The sequence below is a fragment of the Patescibacteria group bacterium genome (genome assembly GCA_028716045.1).
In the GTDB taxonomy this organism is placed as follows: Bacteria; Patescibacteriota; Patescibacteriia; order JAQUQO01; family JAQUQO01; genus JAQUQO01.
This window is the reverse complement of sequence record JAQUQO010000001.1, coordinates 869058-890245: the sequence shown is the minus strand read 5'-3', so window position 1 is coordinate 890245 and position 21188 is coordinate 869058. Positions and strand designations below refer to the sequence as shown.

The window sequence follows — 21188 nt, the reverse complement described above, 5'->3', positions numbered from 1 at the left end:
GGGATTTTTATTTTAGGCGATTGGTCAGACTTTTTATTAGGTTGCTAACCTTAGCTAAATTTTGTATAATATAAACAGCTAGTGACTGGCATATAAAAACTAAATAATCTAACATCATGAAAATTCTCTTTTTGGGGGACGTTGACGGGAAAACAGGGAGAGAGGCCGTTAAAAAAACCTTGCCTGAACTAAAAAAAGAATATGCGCCGGATATTGTCATTGCCAATGGCGAAAATATGGCGCACGGCCTGGGTATTGCCCCCAAAAGCATGCAAGAACTTATTGAAGCCGGGGTCGATTTTTTTACTTCCGGCAATCATGTTTGGGATAAAAAAGAAATCTACGAAGTTCTAAAAAATCCGGAGCTTAAAGATAAAATTATTCGCCCCGCCAACTACCCGCCGGGAGTTGAAGGCGAGGGTTACAAAATTATTCCCGTGGATACAAAATCTCTGCTGGTAATCAATCTGGTGGGGCGGGTATTTTTCTCGGAAAACTTTGACTGCCCCTTCCGCGCCTTGGACGATATTTTAACTAAGACAAAAAATAAAAAAATAGATGGGATTATTGTTGATTTTCACGCCGAGGCTACCTCCGAAAAAGTGGCTTTGGGCTGGTATGCGGACGGGCGCGTGGCCGCCGTCATCGGAACGCACACGCATGTCCAGACAGCCGATGAAAAAATTCTCCCGCGGGGCACGGCCTATCTAAGCGACGCGGGCATGACTGGCAGTGTTAATTCAATAATCGGAGCCAGCAAGGAAAATGTGCTGAAAATTTTCTTGACGCAAGTCAAACAGCCGATTGAAGCGGCGGAAGACGAAACGGCCATTATCAATGGTGTTTTGGTGGAAATCAATCCAAAAAATAAACTGGCGGAAAAAATATTACGTATTAATAAAGAAATAAAAATATAAATAAGCCCGCCCAAGGGCGGAAGAAAGGGGAAAAAATAATATGAATAAAGCTGAATTAATAAATTTAATTTCCGAAAAGGTTAATGTTTCTAAAAAACAGGCTGAAGATATGCTTGAAACTTTGTTGGGGACGATCACCTCCGCGTTAAAATCCGGCGGAGAAGTGACGCTCACGGGGTTCGGGACTTTTTCTGCCAGAACTCGCTCTTCCAGAATGGGCGTTAATCCGCAAAAACCGAGCGAAAAAATCCAAATTCCCACCGTCATCGTCCCGAAGTTCAAAGCCGGCAAAGCCCTAAAAGACGCGCTTAAAAAACCGACTCCATCGGCGCAGGCATAAAAATACAAAATTAAAAACCCCGGATTCCATATCAGGGGTTTTTATATTAAATTTGAAAATTTATCTGACACTCTTAAAAATCGGTGCGCCGTGCAGGATTTGAACCTGCGACCGTTTGCTTAAGAGGCAACTGCTCTACCAGCTGAGCTAACGGCGCAAAGGAACTGACAACCTACAACCAATAACCAACAACGAGATAGAATGTTCTGGGTTGTCAGTTGTTCTGTTGTTGGTTGTCTTGTTATCTTGGTGGGTCGGGCTGGATTCGAACCAACGAAGGCACAAGGCCAGCAGATTTACAGTCTGCCCCAGTTGACCGCTTTGGTACCGACCCAAAATTTTTCTTTTCACTACACTAATAAAAAATAATTTACGAACGTTCGAAGATGTCCGCTCTGGTACGCCGTACAGGATTTGAACCTGTGACCTTCTGCTTAAAAGGCAGTTGCTCTACCAGCTGAGCTAACGGCGCAAAGGAACTGACAACCTACAACCAATAACTAACAACGAGATAGAATGTTCTGGGTTGTCAGTTGTTCTGTTGTTCTGTTGTTGGTTGTCTTGGTGCCGAGGGCGGGAATCGAACCCGCACGGATTATTCATCCACGAGATTTTAAGTCTCGCGTGTCTACCTATTTCACCACCTCGGCCTTTCGGTTCCCCCGCCAAGGCGGGGTCACCCAAAACCCGCACGACAAAAATAAAAAACGGGTGGTCCGTTCTGAAAAAATTTACATTTTCAAAACCCAAATACAATAATTTTTTCTTTGAGCGGTAGACCGGGCTCGAACCGGCGACCTTCTCCTTGGCAAGGAGACGTTCTACCAACTGAACTACTACCGCTTAATAATTAACTTCTTAAACTCATTGCCTCCCTTATATGATTTAATCTGCAACTCTCTTTTATGTGCTTCTTGTTTTGTACTAAAAATTTCACTATACACCGTCTCTAAGGGTCTCCTAAATTTTAATGATTTTCTTTTCCCGCTATTATGTTCCTCTAATCTCCTACTTAAATCATTAGTGCTACCTATATAATATCGGCTATCTTTTAAACTCTGTAAAATGTAAACGAAATGTTCCATATTTAGGTTTTGACGACCTCCCCGCCATGGCGGGGCGTTCTACCAAGCGCCTGTCCCGCTGCGGCGGGAAACTACTACCGCTTAATAAAAAATTTAAATTTCGCAAGGTAAAAAAATTATAGCAGGTCTGCTAAAAAAATCAAGACTTAAGGTTTGTCGGCGTTTCTTAATCCTTTTAAAACTTCCACATCATTGGCGCTGCCGCAATTTGACTCGACTATGAAATCAACGTCTTTTAATCGGCTATCGTGTAACAAAGACCAAAAGGCCCCTCTGCCTATTTTGCCTTTACCTAAACATTCATGTTTATCAATATCCGAACCAATATTCTCCTGACTATCGCTCGCGTGTATTAACTTTATTTTTTCTATGCCAACTTCCCGGTCAAATTCTTTCAAAGTCTGCTCCACCTCTTGTCTGGTTCTTAAATCAAAACCGTTGACAAAGACATGACAAGTATCAAAACAAACGCCCACTTTTTCTCTCTCTTCCCCTGACAATTTGGAAATTATAGAACCAATCTGCTTAAAATTCCTTCCGATAATAAGCCCTCTGCCGGAAATAATCTCCATAAGAATTCCCGTCTTCCCGTTATAACCTTCCAAAATATCTTTTAAACTTTCCGCCGCTCTTTTTATCGCGCTTTTTTCATCCTCTCCGCCCGAACTTCCTAAATGAATGACTAAAGATTTGGCGCCAATCATCTCGCTTGCCTTCAACTCTGTTTTTAAAAAATTAACGGACTCCTGACGAACTCGCAAAGAGTCAGAGGCTAAATTAATAAAATAAGGTGCGTGGACATAAAAATCGGTCAAACCACATTTTTTACATTCCGCTTCAAATTCCTCCAGATAACTTTCCGCTACGGTTAAAACGGGAATGGAAGCGGAATCAATATGGGGCGGCTGCAAAAAAAACTGAAAACATTCGCACCCCAGTTCTTTGGCTTTGGCCGGAATATTTTTAATCCCATTATTCGTTACAAAATGCCCGCCGATTTTCATAAGAAGTTACGCGGTTTTAATAATTTGTTTTTTTAATAAATCTATTGTTTTGCGATTTCTGATTAAATTGGCTAAATATTCTCTGCCGCTCTGGGATTTAATACTTTCCTGAATCTCCGGACTGTCTGCATATAAAGATAGCATTTTTTTAACCTCTTCGTCAATATCTTTTTCTTCCACGCTGATATTTTCCTGCCCTGCCACCCCCCTTATCACTAAAGCGGTTTTCACTCGCCGCTCGGCTTGAGGCAAAAAATCTTTCCTTAAATCTTCCGGTTTCTTTTTTAAGATATTGGCGACGTAATCTTCAAATTTCATGCCCTGTTTTGAAACATTGTCTTTTAATTCCAAAATCATTTTTTCCACTTCGCCCCCTAAAAGAATTTCCGGAATTTCCTCAACCTTACAATCCTTAACCAGTTTCTCCAGCATTTCACCCTCACTGCGCTGGTCTTCATAAAGATTTTCTTCGCGGTCAAGGTTATCTTTTAATATCTTTTTTAATTCTTCTAATGATTTTTGTCCCAAACCTTTGGCAAAATCATCGTTTAGCTCCGGCGGTTCCACTTTATAAACATCTTTTAACGTCACTTTAAATTCCACGTTTTTGCCCGCCAGATTCTTTTGATAATGTTCTTGAGGAAACTCCAAAATAAATTCTCTTACCTCACCTTTTTTCTGACCGAGAATTTTTTCTCTGAATCCCGGCACAAAATACGGTTCCCCGAGAAATATCGCGTGACCCTTGGCTTGCCCGCCATCAACCGGAACTTTATCCAAATACATTTCCATATCCACGATGATTTTATCAGTGCCTTCCGCCGGACGGTCAACTAAAATCTCTTTGTTTTGCATTTTTTTTAATTCTTCCAGGGCTTTGCTAAGTTTTTCTTCGGTGATATTTATTTTTTTACGTTCCACTTTCATTTTTCTCCAGTCAACCAAAGTTACCTTGGGCAAAAGAGCGACTGTTGCCTTATAAACAAGAGGATTGCCCGGAGCCAATTTTATTACCTCAATTTTCGGCTGACCAACTGTCTCCAGATTGTTTTCTTTAACCGCGTCAAAAAAAGTTTTACTGACAATTCTGTCTAAGGCCGCCTCATAAATTGCCATCTCACCAAATTCTTTCTTGATGATTTCATAAGGCACCTTGCCCGGCCGAAACCCTTTAATTTTATTATTTACTGATAATTGTTCAGCCGCTTTTTCCAAAAATGTTTTCATTTCGTCATTTCCAACCTCCAGATTAAGTTCCACTTGACCCTTGGCTAATTTACTTAAACTAACCTGCATACAAAAAATTATGATTAATAAAACATCTTGGATTATAGTAAATTTTTACGATTTAGTCAAGCGCGTGTCTGATTATAAAAACAAAAGCAGGATTTATTCCTGCTTTTTTGAAGACGAATTTTTTACTCGGCTGCGGGTTCTTCTGAACATACTTGAGCCCAAGTATCTTTCATATTCTGACGTGCTTCTGTGGGAGTTTTCTTGAGTATTTGACTGAAAGCGATTTTGGCTCCTTCGGGATCCCATTGCAAAAATATTTTTTTGATTTCCCGTAAATCATCTTAAGTAATCGTTTCTTTCTCAATTATTTTATCCACCTTATCCATTGCCCCTAAATATTCGGGGGATTGGTATAAATCATCTCTGGCGATCTTCTGCCGCAGTAATTCAGAATACGAAGCTATGCGTTTATTAAGATCATTCAAATACTCTTCAGGAGTAGAAAGCTTCTTTTCACCATTTTTATTCCCCATTTTAAATTCCTCCAATTCATTATTTTTTAAAATAGAACAACAAAACAACATACCACAAATATAATATTTTGTCAAGCCCTGCAAAAAAAAGTAGAGATGCGATTAATCGCGTCTCTACGATAAATATTATTTAATTTTTATTCTAAATTTATAACAACAATCCCACTATCAAAAGCGCCACGATATTAAGAATTTTAATCATGGGATTAATCGCCGGACCAGCGGTGTCTTTATACGGGTCGCCGACGGTGTCGCCGGTAACCGCCGCCTGATGAGCGAATGAACCTTTGCCGCCAAAATTTCCTTTCTCAATATATTTTTTAGCATTGTCCCAAGCGCCGCCGCCGGTAGTCATAGATATAGCGACAAAAACGCCAGTGATAATACTGCCAACCAAAAGACCGCCTAAGGCCTCAATCCCTAAAATAAAGCCAATTAAAATCGGAACGACAACCGGAATCAAAGCGGGAACAATCATTTGTTTAATGGCGGCCACAGTCACGATATCAACCGTTTTGCCATAATCGGGTTTTTCCGTTCCCTGCATTATCCCCGGTTTGGTCTTAAATTGATTGCGCACTTCTTCCACCACCTTCCCCGCCGCGCGGCCGACGGCTTGCATAGCTAACGCTCCGAAATAGTAAGGCAATAGTCCGCCGATAAACAAACCGACTAAAACTTTGGGATTATCAATGCCAAAAGTGAAGCCGCCGCCGATGGCGTGCGTGAAATCGGCAAAAAGTACCAAAGCCGCGAGGGCCGCGGAACCAATGGCATAACCCTTGGTCACCGCTTTGGTGGTATTACCCACCGCATCCAGGGGGTCGGTGATATTGCGGACATCCTCCGGCAGATTCGCCATCTCGGCAATCCCGCCGGCGTTATCAGTAACCGGACCGTAAGAATCAATGGTCACAATAATTCCAGCCAGAGAAAGCATGGCCACGGCGGCCACGGCGATTCCGTATACTCCGGCTAAAGCGTAAGCTCCTAAAATAGCTCCCGCAATGACAATAATCGGCCAGGCAGTGGATTTCATGGAAACCGCTAAACCGGCGATGATGTTGGTACCGTGTCCGGTTTCGGAGGAACGGGCAATTGATTTTACCGGATTATACTTTGTGGAGGTGTAATATTCAGTGATAAAAACTAAAAGTCCGGTGACAACCAAGCCAATCAAGGAAGCCAAATAAAGTTTCCACGGCTCGTAAAGACCATTACCCTTCATAAGCATATTAGTCACCGGATAAAAAATAATCGCGGCCAAAACTCCGGAAACGATAAGCCCTTTGTAAAGAGCGCCCATAATATTTTGTTTGGCTCCCAATTTAATAAATAAAATTCCGATTATAGAAGTGATGATAGAAACCCCGCCCAACACCAAGGGATAAAGCAGGGCCTTGTCAAATCCTTTAAATAATAAAAAGCCCAGCAGCATTGCCGCCACTGACGTCACGGCATAGGTTTCAAATAAATCAGCGGCCATACCGGCGCAGTCGCCGACATTATCTCCCACATTATCGGCAATCACCGCCGGATTGCGCGGGTCGTCTTCCGGAATGCCGGCTTCCACTTTGCCGACCAGGTCAGCGCCGACATCAGCGGCTTTAGTATAAATGCCTCCGCCCAAGCGGGCAAAAATAGAAATTAGACTTCCGCCAAAACCCAAGCCAATCAAAGCATGAACATCTTTCGTAATGGCGTAAAAGCCGGCTACTCCCAAAAGTCCCAAGCCAACCACTAAAAATCCCGTCACGGAACCGCCGCGCACGGCAACTTGAAAGGCCTTGGCCATTCCGCTTTTCGCGGCTTCGGCGGTGCGCACATTGGCCCGGACCGAAACATTCATGCCAATAATTCCCGCCAAGCCCGATAAAATCGCGCCGATTAAAAATCCGCAGGCGACGACCCAGCCGACAAAAAATCCTAAAAGTAAAAATAAAACCACGGCAATAACGCTGATGGTTTTATACTGGCGCGCTAAATACGCCTTAGCGCCGTCTTGAATGGCGCTGGCAATGGCTCGCATTTTTTCATCACCGGCCGGGCGCTTAATAACCCAACTCGCTAGAACTAAACCGTAGACGATGGCTAAAATTGCCGCGACCAAAGCAAAAATAAGAGAACTTGACATAAAACTCTTTTTACATTAATTTTTAGGGTTGAATATATCATATCAATAAGCAAAACAAACTGTCAATCTCTAAAAACAATCTTTAAAAACAGCCGCGGTTATGATATTATAGAGAATACGGGCGTAAATAACCTTAAATATATCTTAAATTACCTCAAAAAAATAGCTATTAAATCCGGCCTTCTTTTTTTAAGAGGGTTGATTTATTTTGGCAGATTTTTTAATTTTCTTAGAAAAAATCTAAAACCGCTCTTAGCTTGGCTGGCAGGACAAACCTGGAAATTTCTCGGACGGCCAGCGATAATTTCGTTTTATAAAACTTATCTAACCATAAAAAGGTTCCTGCAAAAAATTTTTGTTTATCAGCAAAATAAATTTCTTTCCGTCTTTACCAATCAATACGCTGTCTACGTAGTCATCATCGCCATCGTCGCTTTAATAACTTTTGACAATCTCAACGCCCAAGAAACCCGCCGGGAAGATTTCGGAGAAAAGAGCATTCTTTATTCTATGGTCAAAGACGACCTGAGTTATAATTACACCATTGAAGAAGGCCCGATAGTAGAAAAGGAAAGCGCCATACCGGAAAAAGAAGACAAACTCTTGAGCTACTTGGATAGTTCGCGCGGCATTCAGAGTACTCTCCGGCCGGTCCCTTATTTAATTGAAGATGTCACCGAGGAAGAAAGTGATTTGCCAACCGCCCAAGGAGACACTGCCCTTGTCCGAACCAATATCTCCAACACCAAACTCGGCTTAAAAACCCGCACCGAAACGGTTGAATATATCGTTGAGCAAAATGATACTATTTCCAGTATCGCGGAAAAGTTCAGCTTGGCGGTGAATACTATGCTTTGGGCGAATAACCTAAGCGCTTACAGCTACATCCGGCCGGGCGACAAATTAAAAATTCTGCCGGCTGACGGCGTGGAGCACAAAGTCAAAAAGGGCGATACGGTCGCGAAAATCGCCAAACAATACGGTTCTACCGAAGAAAAAATTATTGCTTTCAATAAACTGACTGATACCAGTGACATCGCCACCGGAGATATTTTAATGGTGCCTGACGGCAAGATTATTCCTGTTTATAGCGCCCCTGCCAGAACCTGGAGTCCGGTTGATAAAAGCGCCGTGAAACCGCCCGGGTCGACGCAAATTGCCAGCGGCAAAATGCTTTGGCCGACCAGCTGGCGTGTCATCACTCAATATTACAGCTGGCGTCACAGCGGTCTTGATATTGACGGCGACTACCGCTCGCCGCTCTATGCCGCCGAAAGTGGGACGGTGGAATCCGCGGGGTGGCTGGGCGGATATGGGTTGCAAATATTAATCAATCATGGGAATGGAGTCAAAACCCGCTACGGCCATGCCAGCAAACTTTTTGTAAAAAGAGGCCAACAAGTCAGCCGCGGGGAAACTATTGCTATGATGGGAACCACCGGACGCTCCACCGGCACGCATATTCACTTTGAAGTAATCATCAACGGGCGCAAAATGAACCCGCTGTTATATATAAAATAATCGCTTTATATTTATCCGGGAAAATAAAAAAACCTCTCCGATATTTGTCGGGAGAGGTTGGATTTGATAAAAAATGGCAGGGTCTCAATGGACCCTGCCCTGCACAGTAGTGTTGTGTTCAAGACTCGAGTCGACGTGACGCCAGAAGACTAAACGTCACTATACTGTTCGGTAATTTACAATAAAGGACTGTACATTTATTATAATGTTTCACTTTAATAATTTCATCGCCTCCTTCACTGCCCCCTCCATTGTCAGTTGCCCCGAGTAAGCTGGTTTTAACCACTCCGGCATAGAAGTATAAAGGAAATTGCGGAACTGCTGGGATATAAAGAAACACACCCCAATATCTTCAGCGCCGCGAATATTGCGGCCCCGAACCTGCAACGCCTCTAACATCACCCGCCAATTTCTTAATGCCCAGACCTGACCGTTGGTAAACCGTCTTTCTTCAAACTGGGTTTCCGGGTCATCAGGACGTTGATAACCGGGTCGTAAGAAAAAAATCACCGGCGCAAGTTTTTTGGGGAAATCAACACCCTCGGAATAGTTGGCAGCGGTTCCCACAAGAACTTGCCCCTCTCCGCGGGAAAATTTAGCGGCCGCTTCTCTGGGCTTTATCCCATTCCCATAGCTTATCGCCTCCAACCCTTTTTCGCCCGCAATCTGTAAAAACTTCTGCCGTTCTTCCTCTGAAACCACTACCACCAAAGAACGACAGCCCTTCTTGGCAAAAAGCAAAGATGTTTCCACTACCAGACGCAGACTCTTGCTCAGGTCGCCCCTTCTTCTTCTGCTTACCGCCAAATTTTTTGTATCTGTCGGCATAAAAATCTTGGCCTGCTCTATGGGGAACATAGAGGGAAAGCTAAAGAAGGGCAACTTGATCCCCGTCTCAAAACTGAATATTCTACTATCGCCGATAGTAGCGGAATAGGCAATTACCTTTTTGCCAAGCACCCGCCTGATAATCGGAATAACAAAATAGCTTTTGATGGTAAGAAAATATCTTGCCTTTCTTTTGGTGCCAGCAAATTCCGGGTCGTCCTTTGTGTAATAAAAGGCGACAACGTAATTAAGCGGATTTTCTTTTTCCAAATCAGTCGCATAACAAAGAGACCGGATAAGTCGAGGTATATTGGTAATAAAATTCTCCAATGTTTTAAGGTCGCCTTTCTGCTCCACGGGATTAATTTTGCCGGCATCTACCGCTTCCCTAATTTTTTTCTCAAGATATTGGTCATCTATATTTTCCATTATCTTGATCAAGCTCTCGACTTCTTCTATTTTCAAAAGGGACGGCTTGCAAGATATTCTTCGCCGGGCAATCTGCCTAAAACGCCCATTAAACTTTTTGATAATCTCAGCTTGTTTCTCGTCAAACTCCGCTACCAATTTAGCAACTCTCCCAAGATGATAATCGGTAAGAGTGTAAGAAAAAATATCCCTTGCAATTTTGGCCAACCGATGCACTTCATCAATAACGACCGCATCCGGTTTGTTATCACGCCAACCCTCTACCGTCAACCTGTTTTTAAGGAAAAAAGCGGTCGTGCAAAGAACAATTCCACCTTCCTCTGCCCGTTTTTTGGCTTCATGCTTGGCTTTGAAATAAGGACACGGTTCAACGCCGCTTTCGCAAACCTTACCCGTCTCTTGGTCAACGCGATGTGGACACTTCAGCATATAGCAAGGAGATTCTTCGGCATTTATCCCGAGAATTCCTTGCGAACTGTAATAAAGGCACTGATACTCCGCCCGACCAAGAATAACTGTCACATCATTTGGGAAAAGACGCCGTATTTGGTCAACTAAAGTTTTGGTGGGAGTAATATAAAAAAGACCTTTACTCCCTTTTTTAGCCATCGTCTTAAGAACAGTTATGCCGACCGCCGTTTTACCGGAACCGGTTGGCATTTCAAGAATTACGCCCTTTTCTGAGCTAGCAACTTTCTCTAACGCCTTTTCCTGTGTATCCCTCATCTTTTCATGGGGAAAATGCTTTAAAAAATCCTTTACTGCTACATTCATTTTAATTTCCTTTCTCAAAGAACGTTTAATCTTAAACAATCAAAAATCTTTATATTCTAATATAAACTCTGATTTTTGTCAATAGCAAAAATAAAAATGGCAGAATCTCACTGGACCCTGCCCTGTGCTACAATGCTCTGAAATTTAATGCGCTACGCAGTGCCTAACTAAATGAAACTAAGCGCTACTCTTATATAAAATATATATTAGCATGGAAATCATCTTTTGTCAATAAATACGGTGTTTTAAAAAAAGTGGCCCCGAAAATTCGAGGCCCTATGCTCTACATTAATTCGCTATGCTTTACTGAACCCAAGAAAGTCGGGGTGAACAACACAGCAGATCACAAAGCATTTTATAACTATATATTATTACTCAACAAAAAATCTTAACAAACAGCATAAAACTTGTCAAGCACTTTTGGAGTGCCCCGATGCCAAGCATTGGGGCGTGTCAGGGGCTTAGTTAAAGGAAATAAAAAAGGCAGGGTCTCAATGGACTCTGCCCTGTGGCGAACTGAACGGTGGGGGGCAAGACTTTACTCTACGAAACTTTAGGGCTGTAAAGTGTGCTGAGCTCTGGATTGCTACGCCAGACAACACGCTGCACAAGTGAAAAACGCGGCACAAAAGATAGCTATATTACAAAAAATCTGTTAACTTTAAATAAATTAAATGACAAGGGGGGTGCAAAAAAGAAAAAGGCAAGGTCTTAATGGACCTTGCCCCGAGCTGCGGTAGGTTACACCACCTTACGAGGCTTTGGTCTACTGAACAATAACGCACTGAGAATAAACGAAAACCATAACAATCGGTTGGATAGGGTTAAATTTTAACCCTATCCCAAATTCATTACGCAACTTTTTACGCGGCTTCTTCAGCTGCAGGGGCCTTAACCTCTTCCCAGCTTTTGACGTGGAAAGTGCCAAAAGGACCACCGCAGGCCGGACGGAAAGCACAAAGTCCGACCGATTTGCCAGCCGTGAAAAAAAGCTTGCCGACCATTTCGGGAGTCACTTCGGAGGTATAAAAGTCAATGTAAATTTTGACTTTAAACGACCATTCCCGAAACAAGGGCCTGACAATCCCTACGGCTGTGCCGTCTTTCAGCTTCCCCTTGCGCACATCCACAGCCCAGCCCTCCTTGTTAACTCCCTCTTCGGGAAGCTCAAGAATAAGGTTGGCATCGGGGATTTTCAGAAAGGAGTGAAGCATGGTGGTGCCGTCGGCTTTGGTGATTCTCTTTTTACTTGAAGTCGCTCCCCAAGGAATCTGTTTGCCGGCCTCACGGAGGCAAGACAGCAGATTTACCGCGGGGATAATAATTTTGTTTTCTCCGTCGCGGTAAATTGACTCGGATGCCAAATCTTCAAGGGAGACGTCCGTCTTAGCTTGCTGCCTTTTGCGACGAATCAATGTCTCGACAATCTCTTCTCCTGTCATCTGGTCCATCAGAAGACGTTCGGTACCCTCTATCTCAACGAGAAAACATTTCTCGTCGGACGAGCAGACCAAAAACGGATTTTTCTTTGCCTTTTCTGCCATTGTGTTTTTCTCCTTTAATTAAGGTGAATAATACAAAAACCGGTAAAACAAATTTTACCCTGTACTTATGGAAAGGACTTCCGTGGATTTAAAACCACGAATGGCCCACTATCCCGATTTTAAATGAACAACAAACCATCTTAACATACCACTTAAATTTTGTCAATACCACTATCCCCGCGCCTTTTGTTACCCTAGCCCCCGCTTTATGCTACAATATAAACATGAAGAATCTGGAAAAAATTTTAAAAAATACCGAGTTTTCTTGGATAAAAAAATTGCTTAGGTCTTTTCCTCAAGCGGAAATTTTTTTAGTGGGCGGGGCGGTACGCGATTTGCTTTTAGGACGAACCACTTATGACTACGATTTTGTGGTCAGAAATGTTGCGCCCGAACAACTGGAAAAATTTTTAGCCGAAGAGGGGCGGGTGGATTTAGTCGGGGGAGCATTCGGAGTTTTTAAATTTCTGCCAAAGAACAAAAAAATCAAAGAACCGTTTGATATCGCCTTACCCCGCACGGAAGAATCATGGGGCACCGGTAAATATAAAGATTTTGACGTGCAATCAAATTTCAAACTGTCTATTGAGGAAGATTTATCCCGTCGCGATTTTACAGTTAATGCCATGGCGCTTAAACTCACAACTCACAACTCACAACTCACAACGGAGAAATTAATTGACTCCTTTGAAGGAGAAAAAGATTTGGGAGAAAAAATCATCCGCACTGTCGGCAAGCCGGAAGAAAGATTCGCCGAGGATTACACCAGAATGTTGCGGGCCGTGCGCCTGGCCTGCCAGCTGGGGTTTCTGATTGAAAAAAATACTTGGGAAGCGATAAAGAAAAACGCCGCAGGACTTTCAAAAATCAGCGCCGAGAGAATTCGCGATGAATTCACTAAAATAATCATGTCGGCCAAAGCCGAAGAAGGCCTGAATCTTTTATACAAATTAAATCTGTTAAAAATTTTTATTCCGGAACTGACTGCGGGGGTGGGGTTAACTCAAAACCGCAGCCACATTTATACCGTCTTTGAGCATCTGACTAAATCACTTGGTTTTGCCGCGGAAAGAAATTACGATTTGGAAATCCGCCTGGCCGCCCTGCTCCATGACATCGCCAAACCGCAGACCAAAAGGGGCCTGGGAAAAACCAGCACTTTTTTCAATCACGATTTGGTGGGCGCGAAAATTGCCAAAAAAATATTATACCGCCTGCGCTATTCCAACGAACTGACCGAAAAAATTTCTCATCTCGTCCGCCATCATATGTTTTACTACAGTTTGGGCGAGGTGACCGATGCCGGAGTGCGCCGTCTGCTGGCGCGCGTCGGCAAAGACAATGTCAATGACCTTATCCGCCTGCGCATCTGCGACCGGCTGGGCATGGGTCGGCCCAAAGCCAAGCCCTGGAAACTTCAGGTGTTGGAACGAAAAATACAGGAAGTGCAAATGGACGCCATTACCACTTCCATGCTTAAAATTGACGGTAATGATTTAATGAAAATTTTTAAAATGCCGCCGGGGCCGCGTATTGGTTTTCTGCTGAAAGCCCTGCTGGGAGAAGTTCTGGAAGACAAGAAAAAAAATACTAAAAAATATCTGGAACAGAGAGCCGGGGAATTAAATAAACTGCCGGGCGAGGATTTAAAAAAGCTGGAGCCGAATCTAGGCGAATACGAAAAGAAAAACAAGGAAGCATTTTTTAAAAAATACGAAGAAGTGGAATAATTATGGCTATTCGGGAATTTAAAATTGACAGTACTACCTCCGGAGAACGACTGGACAAATGGCTCACCGCCAAACTTAATGATTTATCGCGCGCGCAAATCCAAAAAATAATTAAATCAGAGACGGTTTTGGTAAATAACCGGCCGGCCAAAGTCCATGCCTTTTTAAAAGATGGCGACGTTATTACTGTTAAAAAAATAAAAAATAAAGAGAAGAGGTCCTCTTCTGACATTGGAAAAAACCGTGACTTAAACATTCCCGTGGTGTTCGCCGATAAAAATTTCATCGTGGTTGATAAGCCAGCGGGGCTGGTTGTTCATCCTGATAATGTTCATAAAAATAACACACTCATTGATGAAGTTATAAAAAAATATCCGGAAGTAGCAAAAATCGGCGCTGACCCCGCTCGGCCGGGAATCGTCCATAGGATAGATAAAGACGTTTCTGGTTTGTTAATTATTGCTCGCTCGGAAGCGGGATTTGAATCGCTCAAAAAACAGTTTCGGGAAAGAACAATAAAAAAGGAGTACACGGCCTTGGTTTATGGCCACCCGCCCAAAAACGAAGGAGTAATTGATTTTCCCATTGCCAGAACCGGCCGGGGGCTCATGGCAGCCAGGCCCAAAAATGTCGAGGGCAAAGAGGCCTTAACTGAATATGAGATTATAAAAAAGTTTACCCATTTTAGCTTGTTAAAAATAAAATTGCTAACCGGACGCACTCACCAAATCAGAGTCCACTTGAAAGCCATCGGTCATCCGATTGTCGGCGACAAACTCTATAAAACAAAAAAATTAAAAGAAACGGTCGCCTGCCGAAGAGTTTTTTTGCACGCTTCCCTTTTGGGTTGGCGTGATTTGAATAATGACTGGAAAGAATTCTCGTCCCCATTGCCCCAAGAATTAAATTATATCCTTAAAATTTTAAAATAATTTTATGATTATAGTGTTGGGCGGCATGCCCGGCTCGGGGAAATCCACCGTGGCTAAACAATTGGCCAAAAAGCTCGGCTGGCCTCATTATTATATGGGCGGGCTTAGGCGCGAAGCGGCTAAAAAACGGGGGCTGACTCTGGAAGAATATAACAAACTGGGAGAAACCGACCCGACAACCGATAAAGAAGTGGATGAGTTGCAAAAAAAACTCGGCGAAACTCAGGATAACTTTGTCATTGAAGGGCGGACGAGTTTTTATTTCATACCACGGGCCCTAAAAATCTTTGTTGATGTTGAAGAAATGGAAGGGGCGAAAAGAATCTGGCAGGACCTCCGGCAAAACGCGGAACGCAATGAAGGCAAAACCGCCAAAAGCGTGGAGGATGTTTTACAGCTTAATCAAGAACGTATCGCCAGCGACAAAAAACGCTACCAACAATACTATGGTTTTGACGCCTACGACAAAAGCCATTACGATTACGTGATTGATTCCACAAATTTGTCAGCTGAAGAAAAATTTGCTAAAATATATAAAATAGTACGAAAAGAATTAAACAAACCATAGTTCATTTACAACTACAACCCAAGGAGGGTAAAAAGATGGAAAATAAAGAGCAAAAAATACAAAAAATAGTAGTCAGTATTTTGATTATTAAAAACAAAACTACTGACGGGAGTACCATTTTTTCCGCTCAGTGCCTTGAATACGATGTGGTGGCTCAAGGGAAAACTTTGCCGGAAGCCCAAAAAATGATTTATCATGTATTGCTCGCCGAAATTTTCTTGGATTTGGAAAATAACATCAAACCCTTCTCTTCTTATAAAAAACCGCCGAAAGAATTTCAAAAACTATTCAAGTCAGCAAAATCCCTAGAGAACTCCCTTACCCCGCCCGGCGCCATTTCTCCCGACAAAATTCATAATTTCCCAAGTCTTGAAATCAAAGAATGGAAAATTTGTGAGTTTGACCACCCCTTTATTCCCGAGGAGATGAGAAAGACATTGGCCCAATTAAGAAGGCCCTAAAGAAGAATCGCCAAAACCCCGTTAAATAACGGGGTTTTTATATCTTGACATATTTATATACTTATAATAAACTACCGAATACAAGTATTAAAAAATAATAATCAGCATATATGACCGAGCAACAGACCGAAATGAAATTGCCGGAATTAAAACCGGGAATGACCGTGCGCGTCCATCAAAAAATTAAAGAATTAAACGCTAAGGGCGAAGAAAAAGAGCGCATCCAGATTTTTGAAGGAATGATAATCGCTAAAAAGCATGGCCAAGAAAAAGGCGGGACCATCACCGTCAGAAAAATTTCCGAAGGGATTGGCGTGGAAAAAATTTTTCCTCTCCACTTGCCGACGCTGGTTAAAATTGAGCCAGTCAAACAAGCGCAAGTTCGTCGAGCTAAACTAAACTTTTTGAAAAAGGGATTTGTCAGAAAGCTGGAAGAAACTCCTCTAAAATAAAATGACCTAAAAACCGTCCCGTCCCGAGCACTCGGGACGGGACGGTTTTTTTATTCTTAGCCCCGTCCAAGGCGGGGTTGACAAAATAATATACTTATGCTAAATTTAACCAGATGTCTTTGACAATAAAATAATCTTAATTTATAGGAGGAAATAGAAATGGATTGGAACAGAACAAAGAAGCTGACGGTCAGATGGTCAATACTTTCTGCTGCTTTCTTCGCCCTTTTTTGGGGCATATGGTATTTTATTGCCGGTGAAGTGCCGGAGTTAACCCAAATATCTCTGGGCGAAGGGACTGTTTATCAACTGCCTTTCCCTATATCGCGCTGGTGGGATATCCTTTCTGCTCTCATTTTTACAAATACTATAATATTTGTAATAAAGAAAGACCCCAGCATCCTAGTTGATGGCCTACTCATCAGTCTATTCCTCGGCCTGTTTTTCGGTCTGATTTTCGGCTTGATTCTCGGTCTGGCTATTAGCCTAATCTGCAGTATAATCATCATTCTGTTCATTGGTCTATACAACCTATTCTGGTTATTTAACAACATTAAATAACCCACTGTATGGAAGACGAAAATTAGAAACTGGCTACTCGCCAATGATTAAAAAGGAATTTCAAACAAAACGGACGGTTATCAACCGCCCGTTTTTTATTTTTATTAATTGGCAATTTTAACACTATTTTAAAAACTTTTTTAAATATTCTCCCGTAAAACTTTTTTTAACTTTAACCACGTCTTTAGGCGTTCCTTCGGCCACGATATATCCGCCCGCGTCTCCCCCTTCCGGCCCCATATCAATAACCCAGTCAGCGCATTTTACCACATCTAAATTATGTTCAATAATCAAAACCGTATTTCCTTTGTCAACCAATTGGTTTAAGACAATCAATAATTTCTTGATATCCTCAAAATGAAGGCCGGTGGTCGGCTCGTCTAAAATATAAAGCGTCTTGCCGGTGGCGCGGCGGGACAATTCAGTCGCCAATTTCACTCTTTGCGCTTCACCGCCGGAAAGAGTGGGCGCCGGCTGGCCGAGCTTGATATAACCCAGCCCCACTTCGCAGAGGATATTTAATTTATCCTTAATGATTTCAATATCGGAAAAAAATTTCCTCGCCTCTTCCACGGTCATCTCCAAAACACCAGCGATATTTTTCCCCTTATAATGAATTTCCAGCGCTTCGGCCGTATAGCGTTTGCCATGACAAATTTCGCACTCCACATAAACATCGGGCAGAAACTGCATCTCAATTCTGACAAAGCCGTCGCCGCCGCAGGATTCACATCTCCCCCCGCGGACATTAAAACTGAACTTGCCGGCATCATAACCGCGCATCTTGGCCTCCGGCGTCAGCGTAAATAAATCACGGATGTAAGTAAACACACCGGTATAAGTCGCGGGATTGGAGCGCGGGGTACGGCCGATGGGCGACTGGTCAATGGTAATAACCTTATCTATATTTTCCATGCCCTTAATTGCTTTGTGTTTGCCCGGCTCATCTTTGGCGCGATAAAACTTTTTAGCCAAGGCCTTGGCTAAAATTTCAGTCATCAAAGTTGATTTGCCAGAACCGGAAACGCCGGTAAGGCAAACCAGTTTCCCCAAAGGAATCTTGGCGGTGATATTTTTTAAATTAAATTCCGAAGCTCCTTCAATAATTAAAAATTTATTACTGCCCCGGCGATACTCTTTGGGTAATTCTATTTTTGATTTCCCGCTTAGATATTTGCCGGTGAGCGAACTCTTGTCTTTTTTTATCTCCGCCGGAGAGCCTTGGGCGACAATGTGCCCGCCGTATTCTCCCGCGCCGGGGCCGATATCAATGATTTCGTCCGCCGCCTCCATCATTGATTTATCATGCTCCACCACAATCACCGTGTTGCCGATCTTTTGCAGTTCGCGCAAAGTTTCTATCAGCTTATCATTATCGCGCTGATGCAAACCGATTGACGGTTCGTCTAAAATATAAATTACGCCCGAGAGATCCGAACCGATTTGAGTGGCCAGACGAATGCGCTGGGCCTCTCCGCCGGAAAGGGTGGTGGTAGGACGGTCAAGATTCAAATAAACTAAGCCGACATTGGCCAAATGTTGCAAGCGCACCAACGCCTCCCTGATTAAAAGGTCGGAAATCTTTTTTTCGGAAACCGACAGGGTTTCTTCCTTCTTTATATTAAACTCCGATTTTTTGGAAACGCCGGTTAATTCCTTAAAAAAGGAAATTAATTTCCCGATATCAAAACGCACCAAATCATTAATGGAATATCCTCCGACAGTCACCGCTAAAGCTTCAGGCCGCAACCTTTTGCCGTCGCAGGTTTTACAAATCTTAATTTGCATGTAATTTTCAATTTCTTTGCGGATATAATCGGAGTCGGTTTCACGATATTTTTGGGCTAAATAATTTACTACACCCTCAAATTTCATTTCCTCCCCATCCACGTTATAAATTTCCTCGCCGGTTCCATGTAAAATAACATCCACTTCCGATTTTTTTAATTTTTCTATCGGCTTGGAGAGGGTAAAACCGTGTTTTTTAGCCACTTCTTTCAGCAGTTTATTCTGCGAGCTTTGATTCCCCGAAATGCGCGTCCAGGGCTTAATCGCTCCTTCATTTAAAGTCAGCTTTTTATTGGGTATGACTAAATCAGGTATGACTTCCAGTGTGGTGCCAAGGCCGGAACAGCTGGCGCAAGCCCCATTGGGAGAGTTAAAAGAAAAAAGCCGCGGCTCAATTTCCGGCAAATAAATATCGCACTCCGGACAAACAAAAAATTCACTCATGGTGATATTCTCTTTGTTGTCCGGCAGATAAACGGAAATAAATCCGTTGCCAAGGTCTAGGGCGGCGTCAATCACTTTGGGCAATTTTTCCCAATCTATGTCAGTGGTATTAAATCCCCCGACTACGACCTCTATGGTATGTTTGCTGTTTTTATCAAAATGGAGATTTTCCGCTTCCTCCACGCTTAAAAATTCTCCGTCAATCCTGATATTTTTATAATTGGCTTTTTTAATTTCTTTAATGGTCCCGTGCTGGTCGCCCTTAACATCGCGAATAACCGGCGAAAGGACTAAAATATCCTGATTGGAGGGAAGAGTTAAAATCTTTTGAACAATTTGGTTAGCCGTCTGCTTAGCCACCAGCTTGCCGCACTTCGGGCAATGGGGACGGCCGGCGCGGGCGTAAAGCAATCTCAAATAATCATAAATTTCCGTCATGGTCCCGACCGTGGAACGGGGGTTGGTGGAAGAAGACCGCTGGTCAATGGCAATAGCCGGGGACAATCCTTCAATTTTATCAACATCCGGCTTGTCCATTACTCCTAAAAACTGGCGGGCGTAAGAAGAAAGCGATTCCACGTAACGGCGCTGGCCTTCGGCATAAATAGTATCAAAAGCCAGCGAGGATTTGCCCGAACCGGAAAGACCGGTTATCACCACGAGTTTATTTTTAGGAATATTGACGTTGATATTCTTTAAATTATGGACTCGCGCGCCCTTGATGATTATTTTTTCCTGCGGCATGAGGATGTGGATAAGTAAATTAATTAATAGTAAGTATAAGATAAAATCAAGAGACGGTCAAGGGGTGGGTTAAAATATAAAATTGCTGGGCATCTAGTTTGACAACGCACTCCCTTGGCGGTAAAATACAAACAGCGCCTTTACAGAAACAAACCTAAGGTGGGAGGAAAAAATGGGAGCAAAAAAACCTAAAAATCCTAAAACAGTTTTAATGGTTGAGGACTATGTGGAGATAATCCGCAAAATGGAAAGGAAGGGGGAATTAAAGCACCGCGGGTTTATTCCTTGGCAAAGTAATCCTTGGAAAAAAAATAACCGGCGACATAAAAGCCACTAGCTAATAACTAGTGGCTTTTTCTTTTTATAAAAAATTATCTTGCCTATTTGCTGCCTGTCTCCATTCTCTCCAACACGCCGCCGATAATTTCCTTAAATTGTTCCAATGGGACGGCTCCTTCAAATTTATAGCCATTAATAAACCAAGTGGGCGTGCCCTTTACTCCCAGCGCTTGGGCATCGGCAATATCGTCATAAACTTCTTTCTTATATCTTTCCGAATTTAGACAGGCGCTAAAATTTTCTTTATTAAGGCCCGCCTGCTCGGTGTATTGAGACAAATTTTCCAAAGTAATCTTATCTTTATACTGGAACATCTTATCGTGAAACGGCCAAAACTTTTTTTGTTCCAGAGCGCAATTTCCGGCTAAAGCAAAATTTAACGACTCCTCGGCTTTTAAAGGATAATCACGCAAAATAAATTTAACCTTATCTTTATATAAATAACTAAGCTCCCGCAAAACTGGAAAGGCCTCGGCGCAAACCGGACAGCGGAAATCCATAAACTGCACAATAGTAATTGGCGCATCGTCCGGCCCTAAACGCGGGTCATCAGCGGTTTCCAATTGAGAGCGTAAAGATAATAATTGAGGATTAAACAGCTCGCTCGGCGCCGAAGGAATATTTTCCCCTGATTTTAAATCGTCATTCAACGATTTAAAATAAAAAATCCCCGTAAAAAATAACCCGGCTAATATCAGTAGGGATAAAAGAATAATTAAAAAAAATTTTACTATCTTTTTGCTCAAGGCCATGATGTTTTGTGTTTTCTACATAAATAGTATATCATTAAAATAACGGTTAGAAAATAAAGGCCTAAAAAAACG

Annotated in this window: 20 protein-coding genes and 5 tRNA genes; 11 read left to right on the top strand and 14 right to left on the bottom strand. The window is 42.6% G+C overall.

The features are described 5' to 3' along the window. Positions 1-116: 116 nt before the first annotated feature. Positions 117-917, top strand: coding sequence for a TIGR00282 family metallophosphoesterase (locus PHG22_04510; GenBank protein ID MDD5491008.1), 801 nt, complete (start codon positions 117-119; stop codon positions 915-917). 40 nt (positions 918-957) lie between these two features. Then, positions 958-1257, top strand: coding sequence for an HU family DNA-binding protein (locus tag PHG22_04505; GenBank protein ID MDD5491007.1), 300 nt, complete (start codon positions 958-960; stop codon positions 1255-1257). Positions 1258-1341: 84 nt separating this feature from the next. Here the strand turns inward: PHG22_04505 and PHG22_04500 are convergent. From PHG22_04500 to tig, 8 genes are all read right to left on the bottom strand, one after another. Next, positions 1342-1414: transfer RNA gene (locus PHG22_04500), tRNA-Lys, on the bottom strand. Between the two features lie 90 nt (positions 1415-1504). Next, a tRNA-Tyr gene (locus PHG22_04495) sits at positions 1505-1591 on the bottom strand. A gap of 62 nt (positions 1592-1653) precedes the next feature. Beyond that, a tRNA-Lys gene (locus PHG22_04490) sits at positions 1654-1729 on the bottom strand. Positions 1730-1819: 90 nt separating this feature from the next. After that, positions 1820-1907: transfer RNA gene (locus PHG22_04485), tRNA-Leu, on the bottom strand. 120 nt (positions 1908-2027) lie between these two features. Beyond that, a tRNA-Gly gene (locus tag PHG22_04480) sits at positions 2028-2100 on the bottom strand. Further along, positions 2094-2342, bottom strand: a complete 249-nt coding sequence (locus PHG22_04475; protein MDD5491006.1) for a GIY-YIG nuclease family protein — start codon at positions 2340-2342, stop codon at positions 2094-2096. Before PHG22_04475 ends, PHG22_04480 begins: the two co-directional genes overlap by 7 nt. A 146-nt stretch (positions 2343-2488) precedes the next feature. Continuing rightward, positions 2489-3346, bottom strand: a complete 858-nt coding sequence (locus PHG22_04470) for a deoxyribonuclease IV (protein MDD5491005.1) — start codon at positions 3344-3346, stop codon at positions 2489-2491. 6 nt (positions 3347-3352) lie between these two features. Further along, the gene (gene tig / locus PHG22_04465) at positions 3353-4642 is read right to left on the bottom strand and encodes a trigger factor (GenBank protein MDD5491004.1); all 1290 of its coding nucleotides are present in this window, start codon (positions 4640-4642) and stop codon (positions 3353-3355) included. A gap of 10 nt (positions 4643-4652) precedes the next feature. On the opposite strand from tig, the gene PHG22_04460 reads away from it, so the two are divergent. Then, positions 4653-4847 carry a hypothetical protein gene (locus PHG22_04460; GenBank protein ID MDD5491003.1) on the top strand — a complete coding sequence of 65 codons (195 nt, stop codon included), beginning with the start codon at positions 4653-4655 and terminating at the stop codon, positions 4845-4847. A gap of 76 nt (positions 4848-4923) precedes the next feature. Here the strand turns inward: PHG22_04460 and PHG22_04455 are convergent, their stop codons facing one another. After that, a complete protein-coding gene (locus tag PHG22_04455; protein MDD5491002.1) occupies positions 4924-5166 on the bottom strand; it encodes a hypothetical protein in 243 nt (80 codons plus the stop codon). A 97-nt stretch (positions 5167-5263) separates the two neighbouring features. Continuing rightward, positions 5264-7249, bottom strand: coding sequence for a sodium-translocating pyrophosphatase (locus tag PHG22_04450; protein MDD5491001.1), 1986 nt, complete (start codon positions 7247-7249; stop codon positions 5264-5266). 198 nt (positions 7250-7447) lie between these two features. Between PHG22_04450 and PHG22_04445 the strand changes: the two genes are divergently transcribed. Continuing rightward, complete coding sequence (locus PHG22_04445) at positions 7448-8770, top strand: M23 family metallopeptidase (protein MDD5491000.1); 1323 nt, start codon at positions 7448-7450, stop codon at positions 8768-8770. 210 nt (positions 8771-8980) lie between these two features. Here PHG22_04445 and PHG22_04440 read toward each other — a convergent pair whose 3' ends face one another. Beyond that, on the bottom strand, positions 8981-10801 hold the full coding sequence (locus PHG22_04440; GenBank protein MDD5490999.1) for a helicase C-terminal domain-containing protein: 1821 nt from the start codon (positions 10799-10801) through the stop codon (positions 8981-8983). A gap of 863 nt (positions 10802-11664) precedes the next feature. Then, positions 11665-12345 carry a hypothetical protein gene (locus PHG22_04435; protein ID MDD5490998.1) on the bottom strand — a complete coding sequence of 227 codons (681 nt, stop codon included), beginning with the start codon at positions 12343-12345 and terminating at the stop codon, positions 11665-11667. A 224-nt stretch (positions 12346-12569) separates the two neighbouring features. Here PHG22_04435 and PHG22_04430 point away from each other — a divergent pair, with 224 nt between their 5' ends. From PHG22_04430 to PHG22_04405, 6 genes are all read left to right on the top strand, one after another. After that, positions 12570-14075, top strand: coding sequence for an HD domain-containing protein (locus PHG22_04430; GenBank protein ID MDD5490997.1), 1506 nt, complete (start codon positions 12570-12572; stop codon positions 14073-14075). Positions 14076-14077: 2 nt separating this feature from the next. Further along, on the top strand, positions 14078-15007 hold the full coding sequence (locus tag PHG22_04425; protein MDD5490996.1) for an RluA family pseudouridine synthase: 930 nt from the start codon (positions 14078-14080) through the stop codon (positions 15005-15007). Between the two features lie 4 nt (positions 15008-15011). Further along, positions 15012-15575, top strand: coding sequence for a cytidylate kinase family protein (locus tag PHG22_04420; protein MDD5490995.1), 564 nt, complete (start codon positions 15012-15014; stop codon positions 15573-15575). A 35-nt stretch (positions 15576-15610) separates the two neighbouring features. Next, positions 15611-16036, top strand: a complete 426-nt coding sequence (locus PHG22_04415; GenBank protein MDD5490994.1) for a hypothetical protein — start codon at positions 15611-15613, stop codon at positions 16034-16036. 110 nt (positions 16037-16146) lie between these two features. Further along, positions 16147-16488, top strand: a complete 342-nt coding sequence (rplS, locus tag PHG22_04410; GenBank protein ID MDD5490993.1) for a 50S ribosomal protein L19 — start codon at positions 16147-16149, stop codon at positions 16486-16488. A gap of 159 nt (positions 16489-16647) precedes the next feature. Continuing rightward, positions 16648-17049, top strand: a complete 402-nt coding sequence (locus PHG22_04405; protein MDD5490992.1) for a hypothetical protein — start codon at positions 16648-16650, stop codon at positions 17047-17049. Positions 17050-17172: 123 nt separating this feature from the next. Here PHG22_04405 and uvrA read toward each other — a convergent pair whose 3' ends face one another. Next, positions 17173-20025 carry an excinuclease ABC subunit UvrA gene (gene uvrA, locus PHG22_04400; protein ID MDD5490991.1) on the bottom strand — a complete coding sequence of 951 codons (2853 nt, stop codon included), beginning with the start codon at positions 20023-20025 and terminating at the stop codon, positions 17173-17175. Between the two features lie 172 nt (positions 20026-20197). On the opposite strand from uvrA, the gene PHG22_04395 reads away from it, so the two are divergent. Next, positions 20198-20362: a hypothetical protein gene (locus PHG22_04395; GenBank protein MDD5490990.1), complete on the top strand. Its 165-nt coding sequence runs from the start codon at positions 20198-20200 to the stop codon at positions 20360-20362. Between the two features lie 43 nt (positions 20363-20405). Here the strand turns inward: PHG22_04395 and PHG22_04390 are convergent, their stop codons facing one another. Further along, positions 20406-21116 (bottom strand): DsbA family protein, encoded by a 711-nt coding sequence (locus tag PHG22_04390; protein ID MDD5490989.1) that lies wholly within the window; start codon positions 21114-21116, stop codon positions 20406-20408. Between the last annotated feature and the right edge of the window lie 72 nt (positions 21117-21188).